At 63.9% G+C, this 25,228-nt stretch carries 27 protein-coding genes and 1 pseudogene; 16 read left to right on the top strand and 12 right to left on the bottom strand.

What is annotated here, in order from left to right:
• The first annotated feature begins 57 nt into the window (after positions 1–57).
• The 6 genes from AC1DJW_RS09200 to AC1DJW_RS09175 all read left to right on the top strand — a co-directional run bounded on the left by AC1DJW_RS09200 (position 58) and on the right by AC1DJW_RS09175 (position 6,190).
• Positions 58–1,293 carry a sugar ABC transporter substrate-binding protein gene (locus tag AC1DJW_RS09200; protein WP_476901188.1) on the top strand — a complete coding sequence of 412 codons (1,236 nt, stop codon included), beginning with the start codon at positions 58–60 and terminating at the stop codon, positions 1,291–1,293.
• Between the two features lie 10 nt (positions 1,294–1,303).
• A complete protein-coding gene (locus tag AC1DJW_RS09195) occupies positions 1,304–2,314 on the top strand; it encodes a carbohydrate ABC transporter permease (RefSeq protein ID WP_284753776.1) in 1,011 nt (336 codons plus the stop codon).
• 190 nt (positions 2,315–2,504) lie between these two features.
• Entirely contained in the window at positions 2,505–3,257 is a 753-nt protein-coding gene (locus AC1DJW_RS09190) for a carbohydrate ABC transporter permease (protein ID WP_284754176.1), read from the top strand.
• A 31-nt stretch (positions 3,258–3,288) separates the two neighbouring features.
• Positions 3,289–4,056 carry a ThuA domain-containing protein gene (locus AC1DJW_RS09185; RefSeq protein ID WP_476901187.1) on the top strand — a complete coding sequence of 256 codons (768 nt, stop codon included), beginning with the start codon at positions 3,289–3,291 and terminating at the stop codon, positions 4,054–4,056.
• The gene (locus tag AC1DJW_RS09180; RefSeq protein ID WP_476901186.1) at positions 4,053–5,186 is read left to right on the top strand and encodes a Gfo/Idh/MocA family protein; all 1,134 of its coding nucleotides are present in this window, start codon (positions 4,053–4,055) and stop codon (positions 5,184–5,186) included. Before AC1DJW_RS09185 ends, AC1DJW_RS09180 begins: the two co-directional genes overlap by 4 nt.
• Positions 5,187–5,353: 167 nt before the next feature.
• Positions 5,354–6,190, top strand: coding sequence for an SGNH/GDSL hydrolase family protein (locus tag AC1DJW_RS09175; protein WP_476901185.1), 837 nt, complete (start codon positions 5,354–5,356; stop codon positions 6,188–6,190).
• Between the two features lie 27 nt (positions 6,191–6,217).
• Here the strand turns inward: AC1DJW_RS09175 and AC1DJW_RS09170 are convergent, their stop codons facing one another.
• Positions 6,218–6,811 carry a GNAT family N-acetyltransferase gene (locus AC1DJW_RS09170; RefSeq protein WP_284753780.1) on the bottom strand — a complete coding sequence of 198 codons (594 nt, stop codon included), beginning with the start codon at positions 6,809–6,811 and terminating at the stop codon, positions 6,218–6,220.
• Between the two features lie 124 nt (positions 6,812–6,935).
• Here AC1DJW_RS09170 and AC1DJW_RS09165 point away from each other — a divergent pair, with 124 nt between their 5' ends.
• The 3 genes from AC1DJW_RS09165 (at position 6,936) to AC1DJW_RS09155 (ending at position 8,742) form a co-directional block, all read left to right on the top strand.
• Positions 6,936–7,352, top strand: a complete 417-nt coding sequence (locus AC1DJW_RS09165; protein WP_284753781.1) for a hypothetical protein — start codon at positions 6,936–6,938, stop codon at positions 7,350–7,352.
• Positions 7,349–7,543 carry a helix-turn-helix transcriptional regulator gene (locus tag AC1DJW_RS09160; protein ID WP_234758296.1) on the top strand — a complete coding sequence of 65 codons (195 nt, stop codon included), beginning with the start codon at positions 7,349–7,351 and terminating at the stop codon, positions 7,541–7,543. The genes AC1DJW_RS09165 and AC1DJW_RS09160 overlap by 4 nt, the downstream gene beginning before the upstream one ends.
• Positions 7,544–7,797: 254 nt before the next feature.
• A complete protein-coding gene (locus tag AC1DJW_RS09155) occupies positions 7,798–8,742 on the top strand; it encodes an endonuclease domain-containing protein (protein WP_476901184.1) in 945 nt (314 codons plus the stop codon).
• Positions 8,743–8,887: 145 nt separating this feature from the next.
• Here the strand turns inward: AC1DJW_RS09155 and AC1DJW_RS09150 are convergent, their stop codons facing one another.
• From AC1DJW_RS09150 to AC1DJW_RS09130, 5 genes are all read right to left on the bottom strand, one after another.
• Entirely contained in the window at positions 8,888–9,751 is an 864-nt protein-coding gene (locus AC1DJW_RS09150; RefSeq protein ID WP_284753784.1) for a 3-hydroxyacyl-CoA dehydrogenase family protein, read from the bottom strand.
• 2 nt (positions 9,752–9,753) lie between these two features.
• A complete protein-coding gene (locus AC1DJW_RS09145) occupies positions 9,754–10,539 on the bottom strand; it encodes an enoyl-CoA hydratase/isomerase family protein (protein ID WP_284753786.1) in 786 nt (261 codons plus the stop codon).
• On the bottom strand, positions 10,539–11,762 hold the full coding sequence (locus AC1DJW_RS09140) for a thiolase family protein (protein WP_284753787.1): 1,224 nt from the start codon (positions 11,760–11,762) through the stop codon (positions 10,539–10,541). Before AC1DJW_RS09140 ends, AC1DJW_RS09145 begins: the two co-directional genes overlap by 1 nt.
• 148 nt (positions 11,763–11,910) lie before the next feature.
• The gene (locus AC1DJW_RS09135) at positions 11,911–12,570 is read right to left on the bottom strand and encodes a pentapeptide repeat-containing protein (protein ID WP_390278044.1); all 660 of its coding nucleotides are present in this window, start codon (positions 12,568–12,570) and stop codon (positions 11,911–11,913) included.
• Positions 12,570–13,028: an SRPBCC family protein gene (locus AC1DJW_RS09130; protein WP_284753791.1), complete on the bottom strand. Its 459-nt coding sequence runs from the start codon at positions 13,026–13,028 to the stop codon at positions 12,570–12,572. The genes AC1DJW_RS09135 and AC1DJW_RS09130 overlap by 1 nt, the downstream gene beginning before the upstream one ends.
• A 60-nt stretch (positions 13,029–13,088) precedes the next feature.
• Between AC1DJW_RS09130 and AC1DJW_RS09125 the strand changes: the two are divergent.
• Positions 13,089–13,830, top strand: a pseudogene (locus AC1DJW_RS09125) (dienelactone hydrolase family protein).
• A 108-nt stretch (positions 13,831–13,938) separates the two neighbouring features.
• Here AC1DJW_RS09125 and AC1DJW_RS09120 read toward each other — a convergent pair.
• Complete coding sequence (locus AC1DJW_RS09120; protein WP_476901183.1) at positions 13,939–15,417, bottom strand: amino acid permease; 1,479 nt, start codon at positions 15,415–15,417, stop codon at positions 13,939–13,941.
• Between the two features lie 200 nt (positions 15,418–15,617).
• Between AC1DJW_RS09120 and AC1DJW_RS09115 the strand changes: the two genes are divergently transcribed.
• The 5 genes from AC1DJW_RS09115 (at position 15,618) to AC1DJW_RS09095 (ending at position 19,927) form a co-directional block, all read left to right on the top strand.
• Positions 15,618–16,346: a CPBP family intramembrane glutamic endopeptidase gene (locus AC1DJW_RS09115; protein WP_284753796.1), complete on the top strand. Its 729-nt coding sequence runs from the start codon at positions 15,618–15,620 to the stop codon at positions 16,344–16,346.
• Between the two features lie 68 nt (positions 16,347–16,414).
• Positions 16,415–16,852 carry a VOC family protein gene (locus AC1DJW_RS09110; protein ID WP_459342137.1) on the top strand — a complete coding sequence of 146 codons (438 nt, stop codon included), beginning with the start codon at positions 16,415–16,417 and terminating at the stop codon, positions 16,850–16,852.
• Between the two features lie 21 nt (positions 16,853–16,873).
• On the top strand, positions 16,874–17,842 hold the full coding sequence (locus AC1DJW_RS09105; protein ID WP_390278033.1) for a 1,4-dihydroxy-2-naphthoyl-CoA synthase: 969 nt from the start codon (positions 16,874–16,876) through the stop codon (positions 17,840–17,842).
• 9 nt (positions 17,843–17,851) lie between these two features.
• Positions 17,852–18,985 carry an AMP-binding protein gene (locus AC1DJW_RS09100; protein WP_476901182.1) on the top strand — a complete coding sequence of 378 codons (1,134 nt, stop codon included), beginning with the start codon at positions 17,852–17,854 and terminating at the stop codon, positions 18,983–18,985.
• A gap of 60 nt (positions 18,986–19,045) precedes the next feature.
• The gene (locus AC1DJW_RS09095; RefSeq protein WP_390278029.1) at positions 19,046–19,927 is read left to right on the top strand and encodes a 1,4-dihydroxy-2-naphthoate polyprenyltransferase; all 882 of its coding nucleotides are present in this window, start codon (positions 19,046–19,048) and stop codon (positions 19,925–19,927) included.
• 188 nt (positions 19,928–20,115) lie between these two features.
• Here the strand turns inward: AC1DJW_RS09095 and AC1DJW_RS09090 are convergent, their stop codons facing one another.
• Complete coding sequence (locus tag AC1DJW_RS09090) at positions 20,116–20,424, bottom strand: DUF4229 domain-containing protein (protein ID WP_476901181.1); 309 nt, start codon at positions 20,422–20,424, stop codon at positions 20,116–20,118.
• An 81-nt stretch (positions 20,425–20,505) separates the two neighbouring features.
• On the opposite strand from AC1DJW_RS09090, the gene AC1DJW_RS09085 reads away from it, so the two are divergent.
• Positions 20,506–20,883, top strand: a complete 378-nt coding sequence (locus tag AC1DJW_RS09085) for a PLD nuclease N-terminal domain-containing protein (protein ID WP_284753805.1) — start codon at positions 20,506–20,508, stop codon at positions 20,881–20,883.
• Positions 20,884–21,026: 143 nt separating this feature from the next.
• Here AC1DJW_RS09085 and ccsB read toward each other — a convergent pair whose 3' ends face one another.
• The 4 genes from ccsB to AC1DJW_RS09065 are packed head-to-tail and all read right to left on the bottom strand — an operon-like array spanning position 21,027 to position 25,226.
• A complete protein-coding gene (gene ccsB / locus AC1DJW_RS09080; RefSeq protein WP_476901180.1) occupies positions 21,027–22,091 on the bottom strand; it encodes a c-type cytochrome biogenesis protein CcsB in 1,065 nt (354 codons plus the stop codon).
• On the bottom strand, positions 22,091–23,806 hold the full coding sequence (gene resB / locus AC1DJW_RS09075) for a cytochrome c biogenesis protein ResB (RefSeq protein ID WP_476901179.1): 1,716 nt from the start codon (positions 23,804–23,806) through the stop codon (positions 22,091–22,093). The genes ccsB and resB overlap by 1 nt, the downstream gene beginning before the upstream one ends.
• Positions 23,806–24,561, bottom strand: coding sequence for a cytochrome c biogenesis CcdA family protein (locus tag AC1DJW_RS09070; RefSeq protein ID WP_476901178.1), 756 nt, complete (start codon positions 24,559–24,561; stop codon positions 23,806–23,808). The genes resB and AC1DJW_RS09070 overlap by 1 nt, the downstream gene beginning before the upstream one ends.
• 14 nt (positions 24,562–24,575) lie before the next feature.
• The gene (locus AC1DJW_RS09065; protein WP_390278020.1) at positions 24,576–25,226 is read right to left on the bottom strand and encodes a TlpA family protein disulfide reductase; all 651 of its coding nucleotides are present in this window, start codon (positions 25,224–25,226) and stop codon (positions 24,576–24,578) included.
• Positions 25,227–25,228 lie beyond the last annotated feature (2 nt).

The raw sequence follows: 25,228 nt of genomic DNA, 5'->3' as shown, positions 1-25,228 counted from the left end.
ATTCGCTTCCCCTCAACAAACGCACCATTCCCTTTCCCACCAACAAAGGAACAGACAATGAAGTCAGCTATCAGGACACGCCGCCCGCTCGCCCTGGCCGTGGCAGCCTTGGTCGGACTCCCGCTCGCCATCACGGGCTGCGGTACCACTTCCTCCGCCTCCTCCACGGATGCCGTGAAGGAAATCTCCGTGATGGATTACTACAACAATGAGCCGGACAAGTCCTTCATCGGCGACGCCCTGACGGCTTGCGGCATCAAGGCCGGCGTGACGATCAAGCGCGAGACCGTGCCGGGCAAGTCGTTGGTCTCCAAGGTGCTCCAGCAGTCCTCTTCGAAGACGCTGCCGGATGTACTCATGCTCGACAACCCGGATCTGCAACAGATTGCCGCCACCGGAGCGCTCGCTCCGCTGTCCGATTTCAACATCAGCACCACCGATTTCGCGCCCGGCGTCCTGAGCGCCGGCACCTACAAGGACAAGGTGTACGGGCTCGCCCCCACCGTGAACACGATCGCGCTCTTCTACAACAAGGACATTCTGGCCAAGGCCGGAGTCACCCCGCCCACCACCTGGGATGAGCTGAAGACTGCGGCCACCAAGCTCACGTCGGGCGAGCAGTATGGCCTGGCTTTCAACGCCAACCCCACCTATGAGGGCACGTGGCAGTTCCTCCCTGTCATGTGGTCCAACGGTGGCGACGAGAAGAACATCGACACCCCCGAGACCGCCCAGGCCCTCCAGCTCTGGACGGACCTCGTCAAGGACGGGTCCGTGTCCTCTTCAGCCCTGAACTGGACACAAGCAGACGTCAAGGACCAGTTCATGGCAGGCAAGGCAGCCATGATGGTCAACGGCCCCTGGCAGATTCCGGCGCTCGATAAGAACGCCGCGCTGCACTACGGCGTCGTAAAGATTCCGGTCCGTGACGCCAGCCAGACAGCCGTTGCCCCGCTTGGCGGCGAAGTGTGGACCGTTCCGCAGACAGGCAACAAAGCCCGCCAGGCCAAGGCCGCGGAAGTGGTGGCCTGCATGAACAGCGACGAAAACCAGCTGGCCTTGGCCAAGGTTCGCAACACCATCCCCTCCAAGACTTCGCTGGCCGCGAAGTTCGCCGCCGACAACCCCAAGCTCTCCACCTTCACCGATCTCATCAAGACCGCCCGTGCCCGCACCGGCGAACTCGGAGAAGGATGGCCGGCACAAGCGACCAAAATCTACTCCGCTATCCAGACCGCACTGACGGGCAAGGCCTCCCCGGCCGACGCCCTCAAGCAAGCCCAAGGACAGTAAGCGGCTGGACATGTCCCTCACAACAGATTCGTCGCAAGCCAACCAGCAGGCCAGGTCGCGCGCCAACCAGCGGGCCAAACCCGGGTCAGACAGCGTCCGTGCCCGGGAGGAAAGCCCGTCCCCCCGCCGGCGCAGCCGCAAACGCCGCGAGCGTCTCTTCCAATGGCTGTTCCTGGTTCCTGCCGTGATCTACATGGCGCTGTTCTTCGGCTACCCCGTGGTCAAGAACATCGTGATGAGCTTCCAGGACTACACCACGGCCACGTTCTTCACGGGCGAGGCCCCCTGGGTGGGGTTGGCGAACTACGCGAAGGTGCTGTCGTCGTCGTTGTTTTCAACGTCTTTGGTGAACACCGCGCTGTTCACGCTGGGATCCATCCTGGGGCAGTTCGTGATCGGGCTGGCGCTGGCGATCTTCTTCCAGCGCAAGTTCCCGCTCAACGGAATCCTGCGTTCGTTGCTCCTGCTCCCCTGGTTGCTTCCGCTCATCGTGTCCAGCGCGGTGTGGAGATGGATCCTGGACAAGGACAGCGGAGCGTTGAACCGCTTCCTCGGCGAATTGCACATCGTGAACACGGGCGTTCCATGGCTCACCAGCACCTCGCTGGCGCTGATCGCGGTAGTTGGCGTGAACATCTGGATCGGCATCCCGTTCAACCTGACCATCCTCTACGGCGGCCTCCAAGAAATCCCGGATGAGCTCTATGAAGCCGGTTCCCTAGATGGCGCCACCGGCTGGAAGGCGTTCCGGCACATCACCTGGCCGATGCTGCGTCCGGTGGTGAGCGTGGTCCTGGTGCTCGGCGTCGTCTACACCCTGAAGGTGCTGGACATCATCCTGGGCCTGACCAACGGTGGCCCGGCGAATTCGACCCAGACCATCGCCACGCAGTCCTACGATCTGTCCTTCCACGAGTTCAAATTCGGCGAGGGCGCCGCGCTGGGAAACGTCCTGGTGGTCATTTCCCTCGTCTTCGCTGTCCTGTACTTGCGGGCCAGCCGGCGGTCCGTCGATGAGTGAGGAAACCATGACGACGACGAAAATCACCATCCGCCGCTCGGCGCCGGCGAGCGCCCGGAAAGGAGGCGCCCCGAAAGGAGGCGCCCGGAAAGGGAATGCCCGAAAAGGCGCGGGACCGGAGCGCTCCGGTTCCGGACCCGAGCACAAAAAGTGGGGCTACACCGTCCTGGCCATCTTTTTCCTGGCCATCATGCTGTTCCCGGTCTACTGGATGATCAACGCTTCGTTGCAGCCCAACGGCACCACGCTGGAAACTTCATGGCTGCCGCTCAAGCCGGACTTCACCGGCTACGCCACGGCCATCAGCGAACAGGGCGGGAACCTGGCCACCAGCCTGGTGATCTCGCTGGGCAGCGTTGTACTCAGCCTGGCCATCGCCGCGCCGGCGGCCTATGCCTTGGCCTATTTCAAGGTCAAAGGCGCCGGCGTGGTCCTCTTCGCGATCCTGATCAGCCAGATGATTCCGGGAATCGTCGTGGCCAACGCGCTGTACACGGCCTACAACGATCTTGGCCTGCTCAATTCGATCCCGGGCCTGATCCTGGCCGACTCCGCGCACGGCATACCTTTCGCGATCCTCATCATCCGGGCCTTCATGAACGGCATGCCGACGTCGGTCATCGAGGCGGCGCGCGTGGATGGCGCCGGGCATGTGAGGGCGTTTTGGTCCATCGTGGTGCCACTGAGCAGGAACTCGCTCATCACCGCGGGGCTGTTCACTTTCCTGTTCACCTGGAGCGACTTCCTGTTCGCCCTGACCCTGACCACCACCGAGGCCGTGCGCCCCGTGACCCTGGGAATTTTCCAGTACATCGGCGCCTATGTGAACGACTGGAGCTCGGTCATGGCGACGGCGGTCCTCGCCTCCATCCCTGCCATCATCCTGCTGGTCGCGGCGCAGAAGTACATCGCGGCGGGAACCACTGGCGGCGCGGTCAAGTAGACCGCCCTTCAACATCAACAAAGGAGAAGCCATGACTGAACCAATCCGCGTCACCGTGTGGAGCGAAAACCGGCACGAAAAGCGCGACGAACTGGTGGCCCGCCTCTACCCGGAGGGCATGCACGGGGCCGTGAAGTCCGGCATCGAGGAGAACCTCGGCGACAAGGCCAGCGTCCGCACCGCCACCCTCGACGAGCCGGAGCACGGCCTCACCGAGGAAGTCCTCGGCAACACGGACGTCCTCACGTGGTGGGGGCACATGTCCCACGGTGATGTCGACGACGAGATTGTCGAGCGCGTGCACCGCCACGTCCTGTCCGGGATGGGCCTGATCGTCCTGCACTCCGGGCACTGGTCCAAGATCTTCACCAAGCTCATGGGCACCTCGTGCACGTTGCGCTGGCGCAGTGAGCAGGACCGCGAACTGGTCTGGACCGTGGACCCCACCCACCCCATCGCGAAGGGCGTGCCGCACCCCATTGTGATCGATCAGCAGGAAATGTACGGCGAATTCTTCGACATCCCCACTCCCGAGGAACTCGTGTTCATCAGTTCCTTCAGCGGCGGGGAAGTCTTCCGCTCGGGCTGCACCTTCCGCCGCGGCCACGGCAAGATCTTCTTCTTCAGCCCCGGCGACCAGGACTACCCGGTCTACCACCACAAGGACGTCCGCAGGGTCATCTCAAACGCCGTCGGATGGGCAGTCACCGATCGGCCGGAGCGCGCCTACCCCGAACTGCTGCGCTATGAGACCAACGACTTCTTCAACGGCAAGAGCTACCAGGGAGCCAACGCATGAGCACCCCTTTCGCCACCATTCCCGACGACGGCACTCCGCTTCGCGTCGTCGTCGTCGGCGCCGGGGGGATGGGCCGCGCGTGGCTCCGGACGGTCCAGGAGTCGCCGCTCGTGGAGCTCGCGGGCATCGTCGACCTGGACCTGGACGCCGCCCGCGCCGGAGCGGCGGCGATCGGGCGTCGCGATCTGCCGGTGGGCTCCGGGACCGCACAGCTGGCGTCCGACGTCGGCGCCCAAGCAGTCATCAACGTCACCGTTCCGGTGGCGCACCATCCGGTGACCACCGAGGCGCTGGCGGCGGGGCTCCCGGTGCTGGGCGAAAAGCCCGTGGCCTCGACGGTAGCCCAGGGGCTCTCGCTTGCGGCGGCGTCGGAGCTGAGCGGCCAACTGTTCATGGTCAGCCAGTCGCGCCGGTACAACAGGCAGCTTTTCGAGGCCAAACGCCTCGCCGCTTCTTTAGGCAGCGTGGGCATTGTCTCCGCCGAGTTCTTCAAGGGCCCGCATTTCGGGGGTTTCCGGGATGCGATGGACCACCCACTGCTCCTGGACATGGCCATCCATCAGTTCGACATGGCCCGATTCCTGCTCGACGCGGATCCTGTCTCGGTGTTCTGCGAGGAGTACAACCCGTCCTGGAGCTGGTACCGCGGCGATGCGGGGGCCACCGCCATCTTCGAAATGACCGGCGGGGAGCGCTTCGTGTTCACCGGAAGCTGGTGCAGCCCGGGCCAGGAGACCTCCTGGAACGCCGCGTGGCGGATCAGCGGCGAACACGGGACTGTCCTGTGGGACGGCGACAACGATCCTGAGTCCTCGCTGCCTCTTCCGTCCGGAGCCGGTTCGGAGGATCCGGGCCAGGAGATCGCCGGTTCATTGCGTGACTTCGTGGTGGCCCTGCGTACCGGGAATACTCCCATGGGGCAGGTCCACCAGAACATCATGAGCCTGGCCATGGTGGAAGCGGCCATCCTCAGCGCTTCTACCGGCACCCGCGTTTCCGTTGATGCGCTGCTTGAGGAATCCTACGCACAGGCCGTCCTGACCGAACGCGACCCGGACGTGCTGGAGGTCCTCAAGTCCTGGACCTCGGTCCGCAGCGCCCTGGCCCCTCCCGCCCACCAACCCAACTGACTGACAGTTGTTGTCGTTTTGAAGGCTCAGAACGACAACAACTGTCGGCTAGTTTGGTTTTCGTAGTCGTGCGCGCGCAGCTCGCGTAGTCTGGCCGCAAGACTGCCGGGCTGGGGTAGCCCGCGCCGCCAAGCGGCACCGCAGATCGAGACGAGGGGATATCAATCATGCAAGCAGCGAATTCGCGACGCCGGTTTGGCCGCCTGGCGGGCGCCGTCGCCGCCGTCGTACTCCTGGCAGGGCTCGGAACTGGACCGGCACAGGCGAACCCGACCGATGTCTATGTAGCACTGGGCGATTCCTATGCCGCCGGGACGGGCGGCAGCAGTCCGGCTCCGGGCTCATTGCCGGGCTGCCATCAGAGCCTGGACAGCTACGCGGCCCTCTTGAACGGGCTGAACCTGGGCTGCTTCGGCGCCACGTCGCTTGCCGTCAAGGCAGGTCTGGACAATCTGTCGCCAGCCGACCCTGTTGCGATCGTCCTGGGGTCCGCTACTGAAGTCTCGGTCACTGTTGGCGGCAACGACGTCGGCACGGGAGCCGTGGCGGTGGCCTGCACCAGCGCCGATGCCCTCGCGTGCGCTTCGGCCGTGCAGGGCGTGGCGAATGCGCTGCCCGCGCTACCTGGCAACATCGTGGCCATGGTCCAGTCCATCCGGCAGAAGGCACCCCACGCCGAGATCGTGCTGACCGGCTACCCGCGCTTGTTCACTATCGGCCCCAAGATGCCTCCCGCGCAGAAAGAGCTGGCCACCACTCTGAACGGAATGGCTGACCAATTGAATGCGACAATCGCCGGCGCCGCTTCCGCCGCGGATGTGGGCTACGTAAGCGTGACGGAGCGGTTCATCGGGCACGGCATCGGTTCCAACAATCCGTGGATCCACTACACCCAGCCATCACCCCTGGATCCGCCTCAGCTCGCGTTGGAAAACTTCCATCCCAACGACGCCGGCTACTCCCAGGGCTACCGTACGGCGGTCAATAGCGCACTCAAGAAGTAACCGCCCCCAGGCGCGGCCGGAGCGCGCTCAGGACCGCTTCGCGAGCCTGAACTCAAGGCCTGTGCGGACAGCCGGCCACTCGTGTTCGAGGATGGAAAACACCACGGTGTCGCGGAGCACCCCGTCCAAAGTCCGCGAGTGGTTCCGGAGGACGCCGTCCTGCTTGGCACCCAACCGAGCGATGGCCTCGCGGGACTGGTGGTTGAGCCAATGCGTGCGGAATTCGACGGCGGGGCAGCCGAGGGTCTCGAAAGCGTGGCGAAGCAGCAGCAGCTTGGAATCCGGGTTACTGCCGCTGCCGTGCGCCGAGGCTGCGTTCCACGTGGAACCTATCTCGACGCGCGGGGTGGCGGCGTCGATGTTCATGTATGTGGTCATGCCAATGAGCTTGCCGTTCGCCTTCAACCGGGTAGCGAACGGCAGCATGGATCCTTGCTCCTGCAGCCCGAGCCGGCGGTCGATCTCCGCGGCCATGCCCTCCGGCGTCGGTACCGAGGTGTACCAAAGATTCCACAGCTCGCCGTCTTTGGCGGCATCTACCAGGCCGTCGTGGTGCTCGGCGCTAAGGGGCTCCAGGGTTACGAAGCGGCCATCCAGGGTCACGGGTGCAATGAGAGTCACGTGGTTAGCCTAACCGGAGGCAGGCCCAAGCGGTTTCCAGTCGCTGATCGGGCCAGGGGCCAGGCCTCGCAGACGCACCGCAGTTCCCTTGCAAAAGCGGAATGTAAAGTGTACTTTACATTCCATGGAGAGTTCCCCTTTGGCCCTGAAATACCTTGCCATTGTTGGCGTTGCTCTTGCGCTCATCGCCGTACTGGCCGCATGGAGCGCTGCCGTTCAGGACGGACCATGGAATGGAGTCCCCCGGGTATTGATGGTTTGCGTTGTAGTACTCACAGGCCCCGCAGTGATGGTCATCAAGAAACAGGACGCGAGGATGGTCCGTTCGGATTCCGCGGAGGGGATCGAGAGTGAAGTGGCACTCAAAGCCTCTTCGGCTGCCTTCTACGACGCCCTCGTTCTCATCACCGCCCTTGGGGCGTCCTATCTAATTTTTGGCAACTATGCGCACCCGGCATTTATGACGCTTGTCCTTTTGGCGACGCTGATCGTGATGTATTTCGTCCGGCACGCAGTCATCTTGAAGAAGCTCGCTCGATGAAGAACCGGGTAGCCGAACTTCGGTCCTCAAAGAATCTTTCGCAGGAAGAACTTGCCCAGGCCGTCGGCATCTCACGGCAATCGGTGATCGCGATCGAAAAGGGGAGGTTCAATCCGAGCCTTCCCTTGGGTCTGCGCCTGGGCAAGTTCTTCGAGGTCAGCGTCGAAGACATTTTTGAGCTAGACGACTAGACGCAGGAGCTGTACAGGGTACTGACATGCATCTTCAGTTGACGGTTGTTCGTGCATTTTCCCTTATTTGCAACCGCCGTTGTTGCCGCGCCAACAATGGGCGAGACACCTAGGCAGCCTTACCGACCCAACTAGCTCGCATTTGTTGTCGTTTTGGGGGCTGTAAACGACAACAACTGCGAGTCAGTTGGGTGTCGGGGCAATTGCCTGTGGATAACTCAAAAAGGCGTTCCAGGATTTGCAACGATAAGGCGATGAGGACCCCGCAACCCTTGCCGACGCTGCTGGCGTGCGCCCCGTTCACCTTTCAAGAAGCGGTCGACGCCGGCGTGAGCCTCCGGCGGTTGCGGCACCGATCGCTCCCCTCGCCAAGCCGCGGCATCAGGATTCCGGATCGCGCATTGGTCCAGGGGCAGCCCAGGGACGTCCGTTTCGTCCGGCCTTTCACTGCGGTGACCGAGTTCTCGGCTGCCTCGCACGCCACAGCCTTCACCCTTTGGTCGTTCCCGGGGTTCCTGCCAGGCAGCGATGATCCGCGCATCCACATTTCGCGTCCGGACACCATGGCCATTCCTCGACGAACCGGGGTGGTTGGGCATGTGGGGCAGTTCTTCGACGACGAAATCACCAGTCTTGACGGTCTCTTGATCACCACCCGCACCCGGACGTGGCTTGATGTGTCCCGGAAGATGAGTGTGGATGAACTGACGGTCGTGGCCGACCATTTGGTGCGGATCCCTCGGCCGGAGTTTGAGGGCAGGGCAGAGCCGTACGCAACATTGGAACAACTGGCCGACATGCTGGACCGGCACAAAGGCACGCCTGGCATCCGGAAGGCACGCCTGGCCCTCGAACAGGCACGGATCGGCTCGGACTCGGCACCCGAAACCCGGCTCCGGCTGGCCCTCGAAAACGCCGGACTGCCCGAACCGCAACTGAACGTGGCCGCTGAGCTAGGCGCCGGCGTCGTACGTCAACCGGACCTGGCCTACCCGGAACACCGTGTGGCGGTCGAATACGACGGCGAGCCGCATTCCGAGCCGGCCCAGATAGTCCGGGACATCGCCCGCGAAGAGGATTTCGCCCGTGCCGGCTGGCACTTGGTGAGGATCTCCAAACGGCACATGGAGAACGACGCACGGTCCGCCGTCGCGAAAGTCCGTGCCGTGCTCCTCGACCGAGGCTGGACCCCCAAGTAGCAGTTCGACGCCCAAGTAGCTCGCAGTTGTTGTCGTTATCGAGCCTCAAAACGACAACAACTGCGTGGGCCCACGCCGCCAGGGTTCCCTGGCCGAGCTTGCGAGGCGAGGGGGCGGTGGGGACTAGTTGGGTGGCCCGAAAAAGCTAGTCAGTCCAGTCGAAGAAACCCTTGCCGGTCTTGCGGCCCAGCTCGCCGCGGGCAACCTTGTCGCGCAGGATCTGCGGCGGGGCGAATCGCTCCCCCAGCGTCGAATGCAGGTACTCGGCGATGCCCAGGCGCACATCCAGGCCCACGATGTCGGTGGTGCGAAGCGGTCCCGTGGGGTGCTTGTAGCCGAGCACCATGGCGGCGTCGATGTCCTCCGCGGAGGCCACGCCTTCTTCAACCATGCGCATCGCCTCGAGTGCGATCGCCACGCCCAGCCGCGAGGAGGCAAAGCCGGGCGCGTCATTGACGACGACGGCGGTCTTGCCGAGTGCCTCGGTCCAGCTTTTCGCCGTGGCGGCGAGTTCCGGCGACGTCTCCTTGGCCAGAACCACCTCGATGAGCGTGGAAGCCGGGACCGGGTTGAAGAAATGCAGGCCCACGAAGTTGGCAGGCCTCCGGAGCTGAGAGGCGAGGCCTGTGACGGAGAGCGACGAGGTGTTGGAGGCCAGGAAGGCGTCGGCGGAGAGGTGCTCCTCCACCGCTTTGAGGGCAGCAACCTTGAGCTCGTAATCTTCGGGCACGGCTTCGACCACGAGCCCGCAATGGACGAAAGAGTCATAGTCGGTGGAGGTGCTGAACCGGGACAAGGCCTGTTCGGCGGTTTCAGTCAGGGTGCCGCGGGCAGCGGACTTGGCCACGGCCTCGGCAACGCGGCCTTGCGCACCGGCGGCGGAGTCGTGGTCGCGCTCGACGACGATCACCGTGGCGCCCTTGATCAGGAAAGCATGGGCGATACCCGCACCCATGCGGCCACCGCCGAGGACACCGACGACATGCGGGATGGCGGGCGTTGCTGTCATTTTCAGGTCCTGTCTGGGTTGTCGCTGGATTGCTTTGCGCTCTTCTTGTCCAGGAACGCCTGCATGCGGTCGAACTTGGCTTGCGATTCGAAAAGCATGCCCTGCGCAAGGGTGTCGATCACGGGGTGCGCCTCGACCGGGGCGTGGAACACGGACTTGGTGATGCGAACGGCCAGGGGATCCTGCCGGCCGATCCGGTCGGCAAGGTTGTGGGCAGCTTCCATGAGCACGGGCGCTTCATGGATCTGGGTGATCAGGTTGATGCGAAGGGCTTCCTCGGCACGGAGGACGGCGCCCGCCAAGAGGATTTCCTTGGCGATCGGCTCCCCCACGAGTTCCTTGAGGCGCCACGTGGCCCCGGCTGCGGCCATGATGCCCAGGCCGGTTTCCGGGTTGCCGATCCGCAGGCTGGGCGTGCCGATGCGGAAGTCCGCGGCGTAGGCGAGTTCGGCCCCGCCGCCTAGGCAATAGCCATCCAGGGCCGCGATGACGGGCATGGGCAGCTTCGCGATCCGCACGAAGATGGTGGAGTTGATGCCCCGCAGGGCGTCGTCGCGGCGGCGTTCCCTCAACTGGCCGATATCCGCACCTGACGCAAAGACGCCTTCGACGCCGGCAATAATCAGGATTTTCGGCTCGCGCTCAAGGTAATCGCACACCTTGTGGAGTTCGTCCACCATCTGCTGGTCGATCGCATTGCGGACCTCGGGCCGGTTCAGGAGGACGGTGACGCGGTCCGCGCGTTCCTCGATGAGCAACGTTCGGAATTCCTCGGGGTTCAACGCCATTACATGCCTTCCAGGAGGATGGCGGCGCCCTGCCCGACGCCGATACACATGGTCGCGAGGCCGATCTTCCGGTCGGCGCCGCCCAGCTCGCGTTCCATGCGGCCCAGCAAGGTGATAGCGATACGCGAGCCGCTGGAACCGAGCGGATGCCCCAGGGAGATCGCGCCGCCGTCGAGGTTCACGATGTCCGGATCGAGGCCCAGACGCCGCATGCTCGCGAGCGATTGCGTCGAGAAGGCTTCATTGAGTTCGACGGCGCCAAGGTCACCGACCGTGAGTCCGGAACGGGCCAGGATCTTCTGGGAAGCCGGAACGGGGCCTATGCCCATGATTTCCGGTTCGCAGCCGGCCGAGCCGCCGTCGACGATGCGCGCCCGCGGGGTGAGGCCGAACTTTTCGATGGCAGCCTCGGACGCAACGATGATGGCGGACGCGCCGTCGTTGAGCGAGGAGGAGTTGCCCGCCGTGACAACGGAGCCGCCGGCAACCACCGGGCGGAGCCCGGCGAGTACCTCCATGGTGGTTCCCTCGCGTGGGCCTTCGTCGGTGTCCACCACGGTCTCACCCTTACGGGTCTTCACGGTGACGGGCACGATCTCTTCCTTGAAGCGGCCCCCGGCGATGGCAGCAAGGGCGCGTTCGTGGGAGCGGACGGCGAAGGCATCGGCATCCTCGCGGGAGATGCCGTCCACCCGGGCGACTTCCTCGGCAGTTTCCGGCATGGAATAGGTCATCTTGCCGCCGCGGGACAGCTCCCCCTTGGTGAACAGGGGGTTGGCGAAGCGCCAGCCGATGGATGTGTCGAAGATCTGCCCAGGCTTGGCGAAGGCAGTGGAGGGCTTCTCCTGCACCCAGGGGGCCCGGCTCATTGACTCGACGCCGCCCGCCACCACGATGTCCGCCGCACCGGCCTTGATCATGTGGCTGGCCATGATGATGGCGCTCATTCCGGAGGCGCACAGGCGATTGACCGTGATGCCGGGGATGTGGAGGGGCAGTCCCGCGAGAAGGGTTGCCATGCGGGCGACGTTGCGGTTTTCCTCACCGGCGCCATTGGCGTTGCCCAGGATGACTTCATCAATGGAGTCGGGGTCGACGCCGGCACGAGCCACGGCTTCGCGGACCACGAGGGCTGCCAGGTCATCAGGCCGGACCGCGGAAAGCGCACCGCCATACCGGCCGACAGGGGTGCGGGCACCGCCAACAAGAAAAGCCTCGACCATGAGAACATCCTTCGCGAAGGGAGCGGGGTCGGCGAATAATTTACCGACCGTTCGTTCTATAAAGATTACACGGCGCCGCGCCACGGTCAACTGTCGCGCGATCAACCGTCACGTAGCCAACTCCCCGCATCGCGTGCCACTGCCCCGCTCAGATCACCCGGATACCCAGGTGTCCGGCCAAAAGGGGTGCCAACAGGCTGAGCTGGTAATCATCGATGACCACGCCGGACAGTCCACCAAGTCCGTTGATCATCCGGAAGTCCGAGCCACGCAGGTCCACGTCCTTGAGCTTGGCCCCTGAGACATCCAGCGTCCCGATGGTGCAATCCTTGAGCACCATGCGCGTCGCGGTGCAGGCCCCGAGATCGAGCTCGTTGATGATGCAGCCCGTGATCACCACGTCCGTGAGTTTGGATCCACGCAGGTTCAGGAAGTCCAGCTTGCCGCCGTCGATCTTTACCGAATGCCAGGCTCCCTCGTACATTTCCGCCGAACCCCAGCGCGGGTTGCTGATCTCCACTTCACGCCACGAGGTGCGTGCAGCGGTAAACACCGGCGCGTAGGGCTCATTCAGGATGCAGTCCCGGAACGTCGCGCCGCGCAGCTGGGCTTCGTTGAAGGAGACTCCGTTGAATTCACACTCGATGAAATCCGCCCCGCTCAGCTCCGCTCCGTCGGCTACGGCACGGGTGAGGCGGACGCCGTCGTACCGTTCGCCGCGCCGGAAATCCGGGGATGGATCGTCGCGGAGCTCGTCAAGCCTGATCGGGGAAATCCGGGGCGCCGTCACCTTGGCGACCGCCGCCATCAGAGCGCCTCCGCTTTCGCCGCGATCTCCGCGAGATCCTTTGCGAGCGCCTTGCGCGTAATGCTCATCCCGAGCTTTCCGAAGGCGACCATCATGACCTTGCTGAAGAAAGTCGGCTTGAGGACCTCGGCGCCGAAGAACAACGCCAGTTCGGTCCCGCCGTCGCGCTCTTCCAGGGTGAAGCGGGTGGTGTAGTCCGCACCGCCCTGCCGGGCCTTGACCGTGGTCCCGCACGGAGGATCGCACTGGGAAACGTACATTTCGACGGTTTCCTCCCTGCCCATCATGGCGCGGGTTTCCTTCCACCGCGTGCCCTCACCATATGGTCCCTCGCTAAGCATCTGAATGGCTTTGACGCCGGAGAGCGTCTTGGCCGAGCCCGGAATATCGGAGATGACGGCCCACACTTTCTCCCGGGAGGCGTTGACGTGCTGGCTGAGAGTGGTGCTGTGGTCCATGCATCGAGCCTAACTGCGACCGCCGACAAAGACACTTGCGCGGTCTGGCAGGATTGCACCATGGTGCACATCGACTTGAGCGCGGACAGTGCGGCGGCAGGGGGTTCGCGGGCCCTGCAGGGGTACCTTGCCGAGCCCGACGGTGAGGGGCCGTTTCCCGGCGTCGTACTTATCCATGAAGCGTTCGGGCTCGACGATGTGATGCGCGGCCACGCGGACCGGCTCGCCGCGGCCGGTTACTTGACGCTCGCCGTCGACCTCTACAGCGACGGCGGCGCGAGGCGCTGCCTCGTGGCGACCATGCGCTCCCTGGGGTCGGGCACGGGCAGGGCATTCACGGATGTGTCCACGGCGCCGGTCCTGGCTCCGCAACGATGCCCGGTGCACCGGAAAAGTGGGGGTCATCGGGTTCTGCATGGGAGGGGCGTTCGCCCTGCTCGCGGCCCATGACGACTTCGACGCCGCATCGGTCAACTATGGCCAATTGCCTCGGCACCTGGAGCAGGCTTTGGAAGGTGCATGCCCGGTGGTGGCCAACTACGGGGGCAAGGACCGGACGATGCCGGGAGCGGCCGCGAAGCTGGAGGCCGCGCTGACAAAACTCGGGATCGAGCACGACGTCAAGGAATTCCCGACGGCGGGCCACGCCTTCATGAACGACGTTCCGGTAGGCCCCCGGCCGCTGCGTCCGCTGATGCGGGTGATGGGCATCAAACCCGATCCGGCTGCGGCCCCGGAAGCCTGGCAGCGTATCGAGGACCACTTCGCGAAGCACCTGAAGGGGTCATCAACTGCTCCGTAACTGCCGTTCTGAGCACTCAAAACGGCAGTTACTGGGGCCCACGCCGGCGAGGGCCCCGGCCTGAGCTTGCGAAGGCTGGGAGCCGGTGGGGAGCAATGGATGCTGGGATTAGCTAAACAGCTCGCTCTTGGGTTCGTTGTTCTTGACCTTCTGCCAGCCGAGCCACAGCACCAGGGCGAAGAACGGGATGGTGGCCAAGGTCCAGAGGCCCAGGAGGAACACTTCGCCCGTGGCTTTGTCCGTCATGGTGTCCATGCCGATCAGGACGGTGATGGCCAACAGGGCAACCAGGCCGACCCAGCTGGTCCACGGCGAACCCGGCATGGGGAGGCTGGAGACGTTGCCCTTCTTCTTGCGCAGCGCGATCTGGCTCGCGAAGATCGCTCCCCACGTGAAGATGACCCCGATCGAAGCGGTGTTCAGCGCGAGGTCGAAGGCGTGCGAGCCACCCAGCCAAATGTTTAGCAGGATGCCCACGAGGTACACGGCGCCGATTGCCAGGATGGCCGCGTACGGCACGTGGCGGGTGGACATCTTGGTGAGCCACTTGGGGGCATGTCCATTGTTGGCCATGGTGCGGAAGATGCGGCCGATCGAGTACAGGCCCGAGTTGCATGAGGACAGCGCGGCGGTGATGACGATCATGTTCATGACGTCGCCCATCCACGGCAAGCCCATCTGGCCGAAGACCGTGACGAACGGAGAGGTGCCTGCGTGGTACTGGTCCGAGGGCAGGAGCATCGCCAGCAGGGTGACGGAACCGACGTAGAAAACCACAATGCGGATTACGACGGCGCGGATCGCCTTGGGCACTTCGCGTTCCGGGTTCTGCATCTCGCCGGCGGTGATGCCGACCAGTTCGATGGCGTTGTACGCGAAGATCACGGCATTGAGGACCAGGATCATCACCAGTCCGCCCTTGGGGAACATACCGCCGTCGGCAGCGAAGAGATTCCCGACGGACGCGTGGCCGGTGCCGACCTGCGCGTTCGTGACCACCATGAAGGTGCCCACGGCCAGGAAGATCAGGATCGCGGCAACCTTGAGGCAGGAAGCCCAGAATTCGAACTCACCGAAGGCCTTGACGCTGAACAGGTTCACTGCCACCAGCAGCACCAGTGCGGCGATGGCGGACAGTTCAACGGGAACATTCGGGAAGAAGAACTGGAAATACAGGCCGATGGCGATGAGTTCGGCGATGCCCGTCATGGCCCAGTTGATGAAATACATCCAACCGGAGAGGAAAGCGCCCTTTTTGCCGAACATTTCACCGGCGTAGCTGACAAAGGAGCCGGAGGTCTGGCGGTACATGATCAGTTCACCGAGGGCCCGCATCAGCAGGTAGGCGATGACGCCGGCGATGGCGTACGAGAAAATCAGGGCCGGCCCGGTGGAGGCGAGGCGTCCACCGGCGCCCATGAAGAGGCCGACACCGATCGCGCCGCCCATCGCGATCATCGTGACGTGGCGGCGGCTCAGGGTCTTCTGGTAGCCCTCGGCGCTGAGGTTTTCGGAAGTTGTAGCGGTACTGGGCGCAGCCAGGGTTCCCGGCTCACGCTGAAGGTCGGTTGTGGTGTTTTGAGGCACAGCTGTTCCTTGTGGGTTGAGGAGATACCGGCCCTGGCTTCACGCGCATCGGCACAGGCAATTCGAGCTTTCGGCCTGTTGGCACGTCGAATCAGTAGCGAAAACACGGAAGCGTCGAAGGTAAATCCGGCAAAACCATCGTACCCGGTGATTTCGGCGGAGCGTGACGCGGGCAACAAACGGGGCGCTACGCTGGACACATGGGCACCATTCCGCCAGCCGGCAGGCTATACCGTTTCACGGGCTTGGACGCTGCGGCTTTCGGACTCTATGTGTCATTGGCGGCTGTTCTGAGCCTCGCCACCGCCCCGGTGACGGCTTTCGTGCAGCGGGTCTTTCCCGACCCCGCAACCGCCGTCTACGCCATCAACCTCGCCTTCTACGCTTCGGTCGGCCTCTTCGCAGTTGCGGCTGCGTGGCGCGTCATAGCCCGGGACCTCCTGATACTGGCCACACGTCCGTGGTTCACGCTCGCCATGATTCCGCTGTCCATCGTGGCGATGCTGATGATCACCGCCATCCTGGTAACAGTCACCGGCTCGGCCAAGGAGTCGCAGAACCAGCTGGGGCTCCAGTCCTTGGTCCTGCAACTGCCGGCCTGGTTCGTGGTGCCTTTGCTAGTGGTGGTGGGTCCTTTCGTCGAGGAATACCTGTTCCGGCACCTGCTCATCGGCAAGCTGTCCCGTCGCGTCAATATTTGGCTATGTTGCGTTCTGTCCGTGGTTTGTTTCGCCGCCATCCACGTGGTGGGACGTGAGGGCCTGGTGCTTCCCGCCTTGGCCCCTTACCTCGGAATGGGCGTCGTCTTGGTGGCCGTCTATGTCTGGACAGGCAAGAACGTGATGTTCTCCTACTTCGTTCACGCCGCCAAGAACCTGTTGGCCGTGGTGCTGATCTACGCGATCCCGCCGCAACTCCTGGGCGGCTGACCCAGCCCGGACTGGAACTGTCCGCTAGGCACTTCCGCGGCCACGCGCCGTCGTCGTAGGTTCAGTCCATGGCACTGAACTTTCAGGTAGTGATCGACTGCAAGAATCCGCATGACCTGGCCGATTGGTGGGCCGAAACGCTCGAGTGGATCGTGGAACCCCAGGACGAGGCATTCATCCGGTCCATGGTGGATCAAGGCTTCGCCACGGAGGAAGAGACCACCACCCACAACGGCAAGCTCGTGTGGAAGGACGGAGCGGCCATTGGCCCGGCGGAGGACCAGGACAAGGACACCCGCAGGCGTTTCCTCTTCCAGACCGTTCCGGAGGACAAGACCGTCAAGAACCGCGTCCACTGGGACGTGCGACTGAACGGACAGGACAAGGACGAGGTCCGCGCCGCCCTCGAAGCGCGGGGCGCGAAATACCTGTGGACGGCCAAGCAAGGGCCGCACGAATGGCACACCATGGCCGACCCCGAAGGCAACGAGTTCTGCATCAGCTAAGGGGATTACTAGACTCTGAGGGTGAGCAACGACTTCCCCGCCAAGGTATCCGACGTCTTTGACCCGTCGCGCTGGCGTACCGTGTCCGGTTTCGACGACTTCCAGGACATGACGTACCACCGGCAGGTCGAGCGGGACGCAGACGGCAAAGTAGCGAGGGACCTTCCTACAGTCAGGATCGCCTTCAACCGTCCGGAGGTCCGCAACGCCTTCCGCCCCGGCACCGTTGACGAGCTTTACCGCGCCATGGACCACGCCCGGATGACCCCGGATGTCGCCACTGTGCTCCTCACCGGAAACGGCCCCTCTCCCAAGGACGGCGGCCATTCCTTCTGTTCCGGCGGGGACCAGCGGATCCGCGGCCGCGACGGCTACCGGTACGTAGTACAAAAAACAGCAGACGGCGAGACGCAGGAGAGCATCGACCCTGCCCGGGCCGGCCGCCTGCACATCCTGGAAGTCCAGCGGCTCATGCGGACCATGCCCAAGGTGGTCATCGCCGTCGTGAACGGCTGGGCCGCCGGTGGCGGGCACTCACTGCACGTTGTCTCGGACCTCACTATCGCCTCCCGCGAGCACGGAAAGTTCAAGCAGACCGACGCCACTGTGGGAAGTTTCGACGCCGGCTACGGCTCGGCGCTGCTCGCCCGCCAGATCGGGCAGAAAGCCGCACGCGAGATCTTCTTCCTTGCCCGTGAATATTCCGCGGAGGACATGGTCCGCATGGGTGCAGTGAACGAAGCCGTGGACCATGAGCGGCTCGAGGAGGTCGCCCTGGAGTATGCCGCGGACATCGCGCGCCAATCCCCGCAGGCCATCCGCATGCTCAAGTTCGCCTTCAACCTCGCCGACGACGGCCTGGCCGGCCAGCAGGTGTTCGCCGGCGAGGCCACGCGCCTGGCTTACATGACGGACGAAGCCGTGGAGGGCAAGGAAGCCTTCCTCGAGAAGCGCGATCCGGACTGGTCCAACTTCCCTTACTACTTCTAGGACTCGCCCGTGAACATCGATCCCGTTCTCAAAGCCCTGGCCGCCGCCCTCCACGACGAGGGACCCGCCGTCGAAATCATCATCCCGGAAGACGGCACCCCGGTGGCCGTCCCCGTTGAAACGCCCGGATTCGAGGACGCCGCGGTAGTGGTCCGGACCTCCGGTTCCACCGGCACGCCCAAGGCCACGGTCCTTACAGTCGATGAGCTCGCTGCTTCTTCCATGGCCACGGCCATCGCGCTCCGAGGTGAGGGACAGTGGCTCCTGGCCCTGCCCCTGCAATACGTTGCAGGGGTCCAGGTGTTGGTCCGCTCGCTTTTCGCGGGCACCCGTCCGTGGGCCATGGACCTCTCGAATGGCTTCACTCCGGAGGCCTTCACCGCCGCCGCCGAAGAACTGACCGACAAGATCCGGTTCACGTCCTTGGTACCCACCCAACTGCAGCGGCTCCTGGACTCTCCCTCGCCGCAGACCCTCGCAGCCCTGCGCCGTTTCAACGCCATCCTCCTGGGCGGGGCACCTGCACCCGCCGCGCTGCTGGACGCCGCCAGGGAGGCCGGACTGAAGGTCGTGACTACCTATGGCTCGGCCGAGACGTGCGGCGGTTGCGTGTACGACGGAAGCCCGCTGGACGGCGTCAGGGTCATTGTCGGCGACGACGGCCGGGTCCTCCTGGGCGGCGACACCGTGGCTTCCGGTTACCTGGACGCGCCCGATGCGACCGCCGAGGCATTCTTCGAGGAGGATGGCACCCGCTGGTACCGCACCAACGATCTCGGCGAGCTTGCCGATGACGGAACCCTCACAGTGTTGGGGCGCGCCGACGACGTCATCATCACCGGCGGCGTGAAAGCCTCCGCCGCGTTCATCCAGGCGGAGCTTGAAAAGTTCGACGGCGTCCAGGCGGCTTTCGTGGCCGGGGTGCCTTCCCGTGAGTGGGGCCAGGCGGTGGCCGCCTATGTTGCGGTCGAGGACAGTTCCCCGGAAGCCATCGCGGACTACAAGGCCCGCTGCCAGGAATCGCTAGGGACCCTCGCTCCCAAAACAGTGCTGACCACGGATGGCCTCATCATGCTCCCCAATGGAAAGCCTGACCGGCTGGCCATGATCGAGCTGCTCACCGAGGTGCATCAGGGAGAATAGACACGTCCTCCCTGACCGTCATTTGCCTTCCCCAACGCGAAACAACACGAGGTACTGAACGTGGCAACAGCTGCACAATGGATTCAAGGCGCCCGCCTGCGCACCCTGCCGGCCGCGATCGCGCCGGTGCTGATCGGCACAGCGGCCGCCTACGAGCTGCAATCTTTCCGGCTCTTGAATGCCATCCTCGCCGCCCTCGTGGCGCTGCTGCTGCAGATCGGTGTCAACTACGCCAACGACTACTCGGACGGTATCCGCGGCACCGATGAGGACCGGGTGGGTCCGCTCAGGCTGGTCGGTTCCGGCGCCGCACGACCGGACCACGTCAAATGGGCCGCGTTCGGTGCGTTCGGCCTGGCCATGATTTTCGGCCTGGTCCTGGTGATCATTACGCAGAGCTGGTGGCTGATCCTGGTGGGTATTGGCTGCGTCCTTGCTGCCTGGGGATACACCGGCGGCAAGAACCCGTACGGCTACATGGGCCTGGGCGACCTGTTTGTGTTTGTCTTCTTCGGCCTGGTGGCAACGCTGGGCACCACCTACACGCAGGCCGGGCAAGTGAGCCTTCCGGCGGTCATCGGCGCCATTGGAACAGGATTGATCGCCTGCGCCCTGCTGATGGCCAACAATGTGCGCGACATCCCCACGGATATGGCGGCGGGCAAGAGGACACTGGCCGTGCGGCTGGGCGACCGCCACGCCCGCGAGAGCTACGTCCTAATGCTGGCCCTCGCCATCCTGTTGGTGGTGGTGCTGGCGCCCACCAGGCCCTGGATGCTGATTGTGCTGCTCCTGATCCCCGCCTGCCTCATGCCGGCCTGGCTCATGGTCAACGGCCGCAAGCGCAAGAGCCTCATTCCCGTACTCAAGCAGACCGGAATGATCAACCTTGGCTACAGCGTGCTGTTCTCCCTGGGCCTCATCCTGAGCCACGGCTTCTAACGCCCGCTCACATAGAGGCCGCTTTTCCCCAACCCTCGCTCACTTATAGCCCGGTTTTCGCCAACCCTCGCTCACATGATGTGAGCGAGCGTCCGCGGGAAGCCCCACATAGGTGAGCGAGCGTCCTCCCCCGAACCGTCGCTCACATATCGACCGGTTTTCCCGAACCCTCGCTCACAAATGAGCTTCTAGGCTTCTTTGGGGCGGCGGTCGTTCTCGACCTTTACCGCGGGGTTTTCATCGACCAGCCGGTCCTCGATCGAGGCGTCTTCAATCTCCAAGGCGGAGCGGATGGGCTTGGCCTTCCCGGAGAAACGTTCCCGCATGGCGGCAGTGGCGGCATCGCGCTGCTTCTTGAAAAACAGGTAGCTGATGGCGAACGCGATAAGGCCCGCGAAAACCGCCGCGAGCAACAAACCCGTCTGCAGGAGCGCGAAGAGGACGAAGAGCGGTACGAAGAGCCCCAGACGGATCAGGGAGTATTTGAGGAAAGCCACGGATCAAGTTTAGCCTCACAGCCTGATTGCACCCTGATCGCACAGCTATCGTTGGACCCGGCGGCGACTAGACTTGACGGTATGCTCCGCGTTGTTGCAGTTGTCGCCGTCCTGCTCGTGTTCGTCTATGGGCTGGTGGACGTCATTCGCACCGACCGCCGCTCTACCCGGGGAATTTCCAAAACCGCATGGATCGTGGTGATGATCCTGCTGCCCGTTGTCGGTGCGGTTCTCTGGTTCCTCATCGGCCGCCCCTACAACATCCGACCCACCCCGCAGCCCGCGAGCCACCCCACTGCCCCCGACGACGACCCCGACTTTCTCCGCAACCTGGAGGTCCGCCGCCGCAACCAGGCCGAAGCCGAACGGCTAAAGAAGCTCAAGGCCGAGCTCGAAGCCAAGGAACGCAAGCTCAAGGGCGAATCCAAGGCCGACGACAGCGGCGACGTCAACAGCTGACAGAACCCGCGGCACGAGTGGGCTCCCTTCCTGACCTCTTTTGAAACGCGAACGACGGCGACACGCCCGCAAGTGCGGAGTGTCGCCGTCGTCGTCAATTCAAAAAGGGTCAGGACGGCACGGCGCCCTTCGGAAGAGCAGCCCTACTGCGAGAGACCCGAGTAAGAGTGCAGGCCGTTGAAGAATACGTTGACCACCGTGAAGTTGAAGATCACGCACAGGTAGCCCGCAATCGACAACCAGGCAGCGCGGGTTCCCGTCCAGCCGCGGGTGGCGCGCGCGTGCAGGTAGCCGGCGTAGACCACCCAAATCACGAAGGTCCAGACTTCCTTGGTGTCCCAGCCCCAGAATCGGCCCCAGGCTTTCTCTGCCCAGATGGCGCCGAACATGAGGGTGAAGGTCCAGCCCACGAATCCCACGGTGTTGATGCGGTAGGACAGGTTTTCCAGGCTCAACGCGTTCGGTACGAGCCGCATGAAGCCCAGTTTGTCCACGCCGCCGGCCGCCAGGGTCTTCTGCCGGTGCGATTGCAGCAACTGCAGGGCTGACATGGCGAACGTCAAAGTGAACAGGGACGCGGACATCACGGCGATGGAGACGTGGATGACCAGCCAATAGCTTTGCAGTGCCGGAACCAAGTGGCCTACCGGGGTCCAGTACGTCACGGACGCGGCCACCATCATGATCACGGCGAGGCCCAGCACAAAGGTGCCCAGGAAGCGCAGGTCACGGCGGATGAGCGAGAGCAGGAAGACCGCAACCACCAGGAAAGCGCCGGTGGTCAGGAACTCGTACATGTTGCCCCACGGCACGCGGCCTGCGCCGATCGCGCGGGTGATGACTCCGGCACCATGGATTGCCACGCCGATGATCGCGACCGCCACCGCCACGCGGGCGGGAATGCGGCGCTCGGCGGCGTACTTCATGTCACCGCCGGCGGTCTGGTTGACGGAGGTGATGGCCGACGTCGGGCGCTCAGTACGGCCGGCCGGTCCGCCGACGTCGTTTCCACGGGCACGCCCGGCGGCGACCGGAACCTTAACCTCGGCTGCCACGGAAGAGGCTGCCTTCAGGTCCACTGCCTTCAGCATCTTGCTGCTCTTGGCGAGGTCCCACGCGAAAGCGATGAACGCCACCGTGTAGGTGCCGGCCGCGAGCAGCATGAAAAGCTCGCTGTATTGGCCCATGGTTTCGTTGATGGGGAACATTACTGGTCCTTCGAGGTTGAGGAAGAAACGGTGTCGGTGGACTGATCTGTGTGGAGCAGCCATTCCCGTTGCAGCAGTTCGCGGATCGCGGCAGCTTCGCCGGCCAGCCTGTGGTCCTCGCCGCGGGCAAGGAGACCATACTCCACCATTGTGCGCCCGTCGTCGTGGGTTCCGGTGCGGACCCAGACGCGACGGCGGTTCAGGTAGAGGGAGAGAATCAGTCCGGCGACCGCAAGCAAGGCGAACACGAGCGCGGTGGCCTGGCCCGGATTGTGGTGGATGTCGACGCCGACGTACTTCTTGACGCCGTCGAAAGTGATGCTGCCCTTGCCATTAGGAAGCGTGTAGGTGCCTCCCGGGGCGAGCGCGATGGCCTTCTCCGCCATGCCGCGGCCATTGAGCGGGGTCAGCTTGGCTACATCGAGCTCGAAGACGTTCTGCGGGGCGCCCTTGTTCAGGCCAAGGTCGCCGTAGTACGAGTTGAGGTTCAACTGCGGGTTGAAGAGTTCGGGATCGCCGCTGTAGGCGACACCCTTGTCCGTCACCATGGCCGTGGGCAGGAAGAACCCCGCGAAGCCGAGCTGATCGGGCTTGGCATCGGGAACCTTGATGACCACCGACGAGTAGTAGTTGTCACCCTGCAGCTTGGCCACGACAGGCCCCTGCATGGCTACGTTGCCGGCGCCGTCCCGGACAGTGACCACAGGAGCGTAGCCGTTGCCCGTCAGGTAAATGCTGGTATCGCCAAGCGACACGGGATCGTTGACCTTGAGGACCTGTTTCTTGGCGGGCGCGTCCGGGGTGTCCTTGGTGGTGACGTCCGCCGTGAAGTCGATGGGCTGGCCGAAGTGCGCCGACGATTCACGGTCGAATTTGACGTCGAACTTGTTCAGCTGGATGGAGTACGGCTGCAGCCAGCTGCTCTGGAAGTTGGTGCCGGGGCTGAATTGGTCGTAGCCCACCAAGGTGTTCACGAACGTATCGCCTTCCACCAGGATGCGCTGGCCGCTGTAGCCGAACAGCCCGCCGACCGCCACAGAAACCAGCACTCCGATCAGCGAAGCGTGGAACACGAGGTTTCCCACTTCCTTGAGGAAGCCGCGCTCGGCACCCAAGGAAGGCATGGCGGCGTCGACGTCGCGCACCTCCACGCGGTAGCCGCGCTTCTTCAGCACCGCAGCGGCGTCCGAAATAGCCTTCGACGCCGGGATCCCGGCGTCGGCGGGCAGCACGAGCGTGCCGTACTCCGGGAGGCGGGAGAGACGCTTCGGGGTCCGCGGCGGCTGGGAGCGCATTGCCTTGTAGTGGGCGATGGCCCGTGGCGTGACACAGCCGATCAGGGAGATGAACAGAAGAATGTAGATCGCCGAGAACCAGGCCGAGGAGTACACGTCGTAGAGCTGTACGGAGTCCAGGAGCTTGCCGTAGTCCGGGTGGTCGCTGATGTACTGCGTCACGATCGAAGGGTTCGCCGGGCGCTGCGGGAACAACGAGCCGGGAACGGCCGCGACGGCCAGGAGCAGCAGAAGGAACAGCGCTGTACGCATGCTGGTCAGCTGGGTCCAGGCCCAGCGCAGCATCCCTATGATCCTCAGGGCCGGCAGTGCCGCCTCAGCTTTGGCCTTATCAATGGCCTTGCCAGCTTCCTTGCCAGCTTTCGCGGATTCGCTGGTGGACTTGTTGGACTTCTTTTTACCTTGCACGGGCTCGCTCATCAGATCGGCAACTTCACATCGGTTTGGAACCAGTACTGCAGCCCGGTTACCCAGGCACTCCACACTCCAGTGGCCATCAGGAGTCCCAGGAGGATCAGGATGCCCCCGCCCATCCGCTGGATGGCGAGGCGGTGCTTGCGGAAAAAGGACATCACACCCATCCCCCGGCGGACTGCGAGGGCTATCAACAGGAAGGGAATGCCAAGGCCAAGACTATAGACAAACGCCAGGAGAGCCCCCTTCGCCGCGGACGATCCCCCGGAAAGGCTCAGCAACTGGACGGCGGAATAGGTGGGACCAATACAGGGCGCCCAGCCGAGTCCGAACGTGATGCCCAACAACGGCGCACCCCACAGCCCGGCAGGCGGCTTGGCATGGATTTTGGCGTCACGCTGCAACCACCCGAAGCCGCCCAGGAACACGACGCCCATGATGATCACCAGCACGCCCAGCAACTGCGTGATCCACGCGTTCTGCGGGCCGGTGATGAGGGTCCCCAATTGGCCGAAGGCGCCACCGAGCAGGACAAAAATCGCCGAGAATCCGAGGACGAACAGGCCGATTCCCGCGAGCATGCGCCCGCGCTTTTGTTTCTGGAGGTCGACGCCGCTCAGCCCGGTTACGTAGCCAAGGTAGCCCGGTACCAAGGGCAGGACGCACGGCGACAGGAAGGAAACGAGTCCGGCCAGCAAAGCCACAGGGATGGCCAGCAGCAAGGAACCGCTCAGGATGGTCTCGGCGAAAGGGCTATTCACGCTGTCCTGGCCACCTACTCGGCAACCGCGGTGGTGATGAGGGCCTTGAGGGTGCTCTTCTCGATCTCGCCCAGGACTCGGGCGGCAACCTTGCCTTCTTTGTCCAGAACCAGCGTGGTGGGCACCGCACCCGGAGGCACAATGCCAGAGACGGACAGCAGTACGGCGCCGTCTTTGTCGTTGAAGCTGGGGTACGTGAGCTTGAACGTCTGGTCGAACGCGTCGGCCGTGGCCTTCTCGTCCCGGAGATTCACACCGTAGAACTGGACACCTTTGCTCTTGAACTCCTGGTGCAGTTCTTCAAGGATCGGCGCTTCAACCCGGCACGGCGCACACGCGGCGAACCAGAAGTTGAGGACGGTTACCTTGCCAAGCAGGTCCTGCGGGTTCACGGCAGTTCCGTCGAACAACGTGCCTTTGATCCCGACGGCGGCCTTACGGTCCGCTTTGGCGAATTCGGTCACCGAGCCGTCCCCGGCGACGTAGTTCTTGTTGTCGCCCGCTTTGGCTTGCTGGGCCAGGGCGTCTTCCTGGGCACAGGCGGACAGGCCCATGGTCAATGCAGAGAGTGCCACCCCCCCGACAGCAAGGAAGCTGCGGCGCGAAGTCAGGGCTGCGTTGATCTTCTGGCCGCTGGTCTTGCGGCTGGTGGTGTTGCGGTCCATTG

This window comes from Arthrobacter sp. 05L417 (assembly GCF_056397865.1).
The sequence above is the reverse complement of the archived record's forward strand: the minus strand, read 5'-3'. Positions and strand labels throughout refer to the sequence as shown.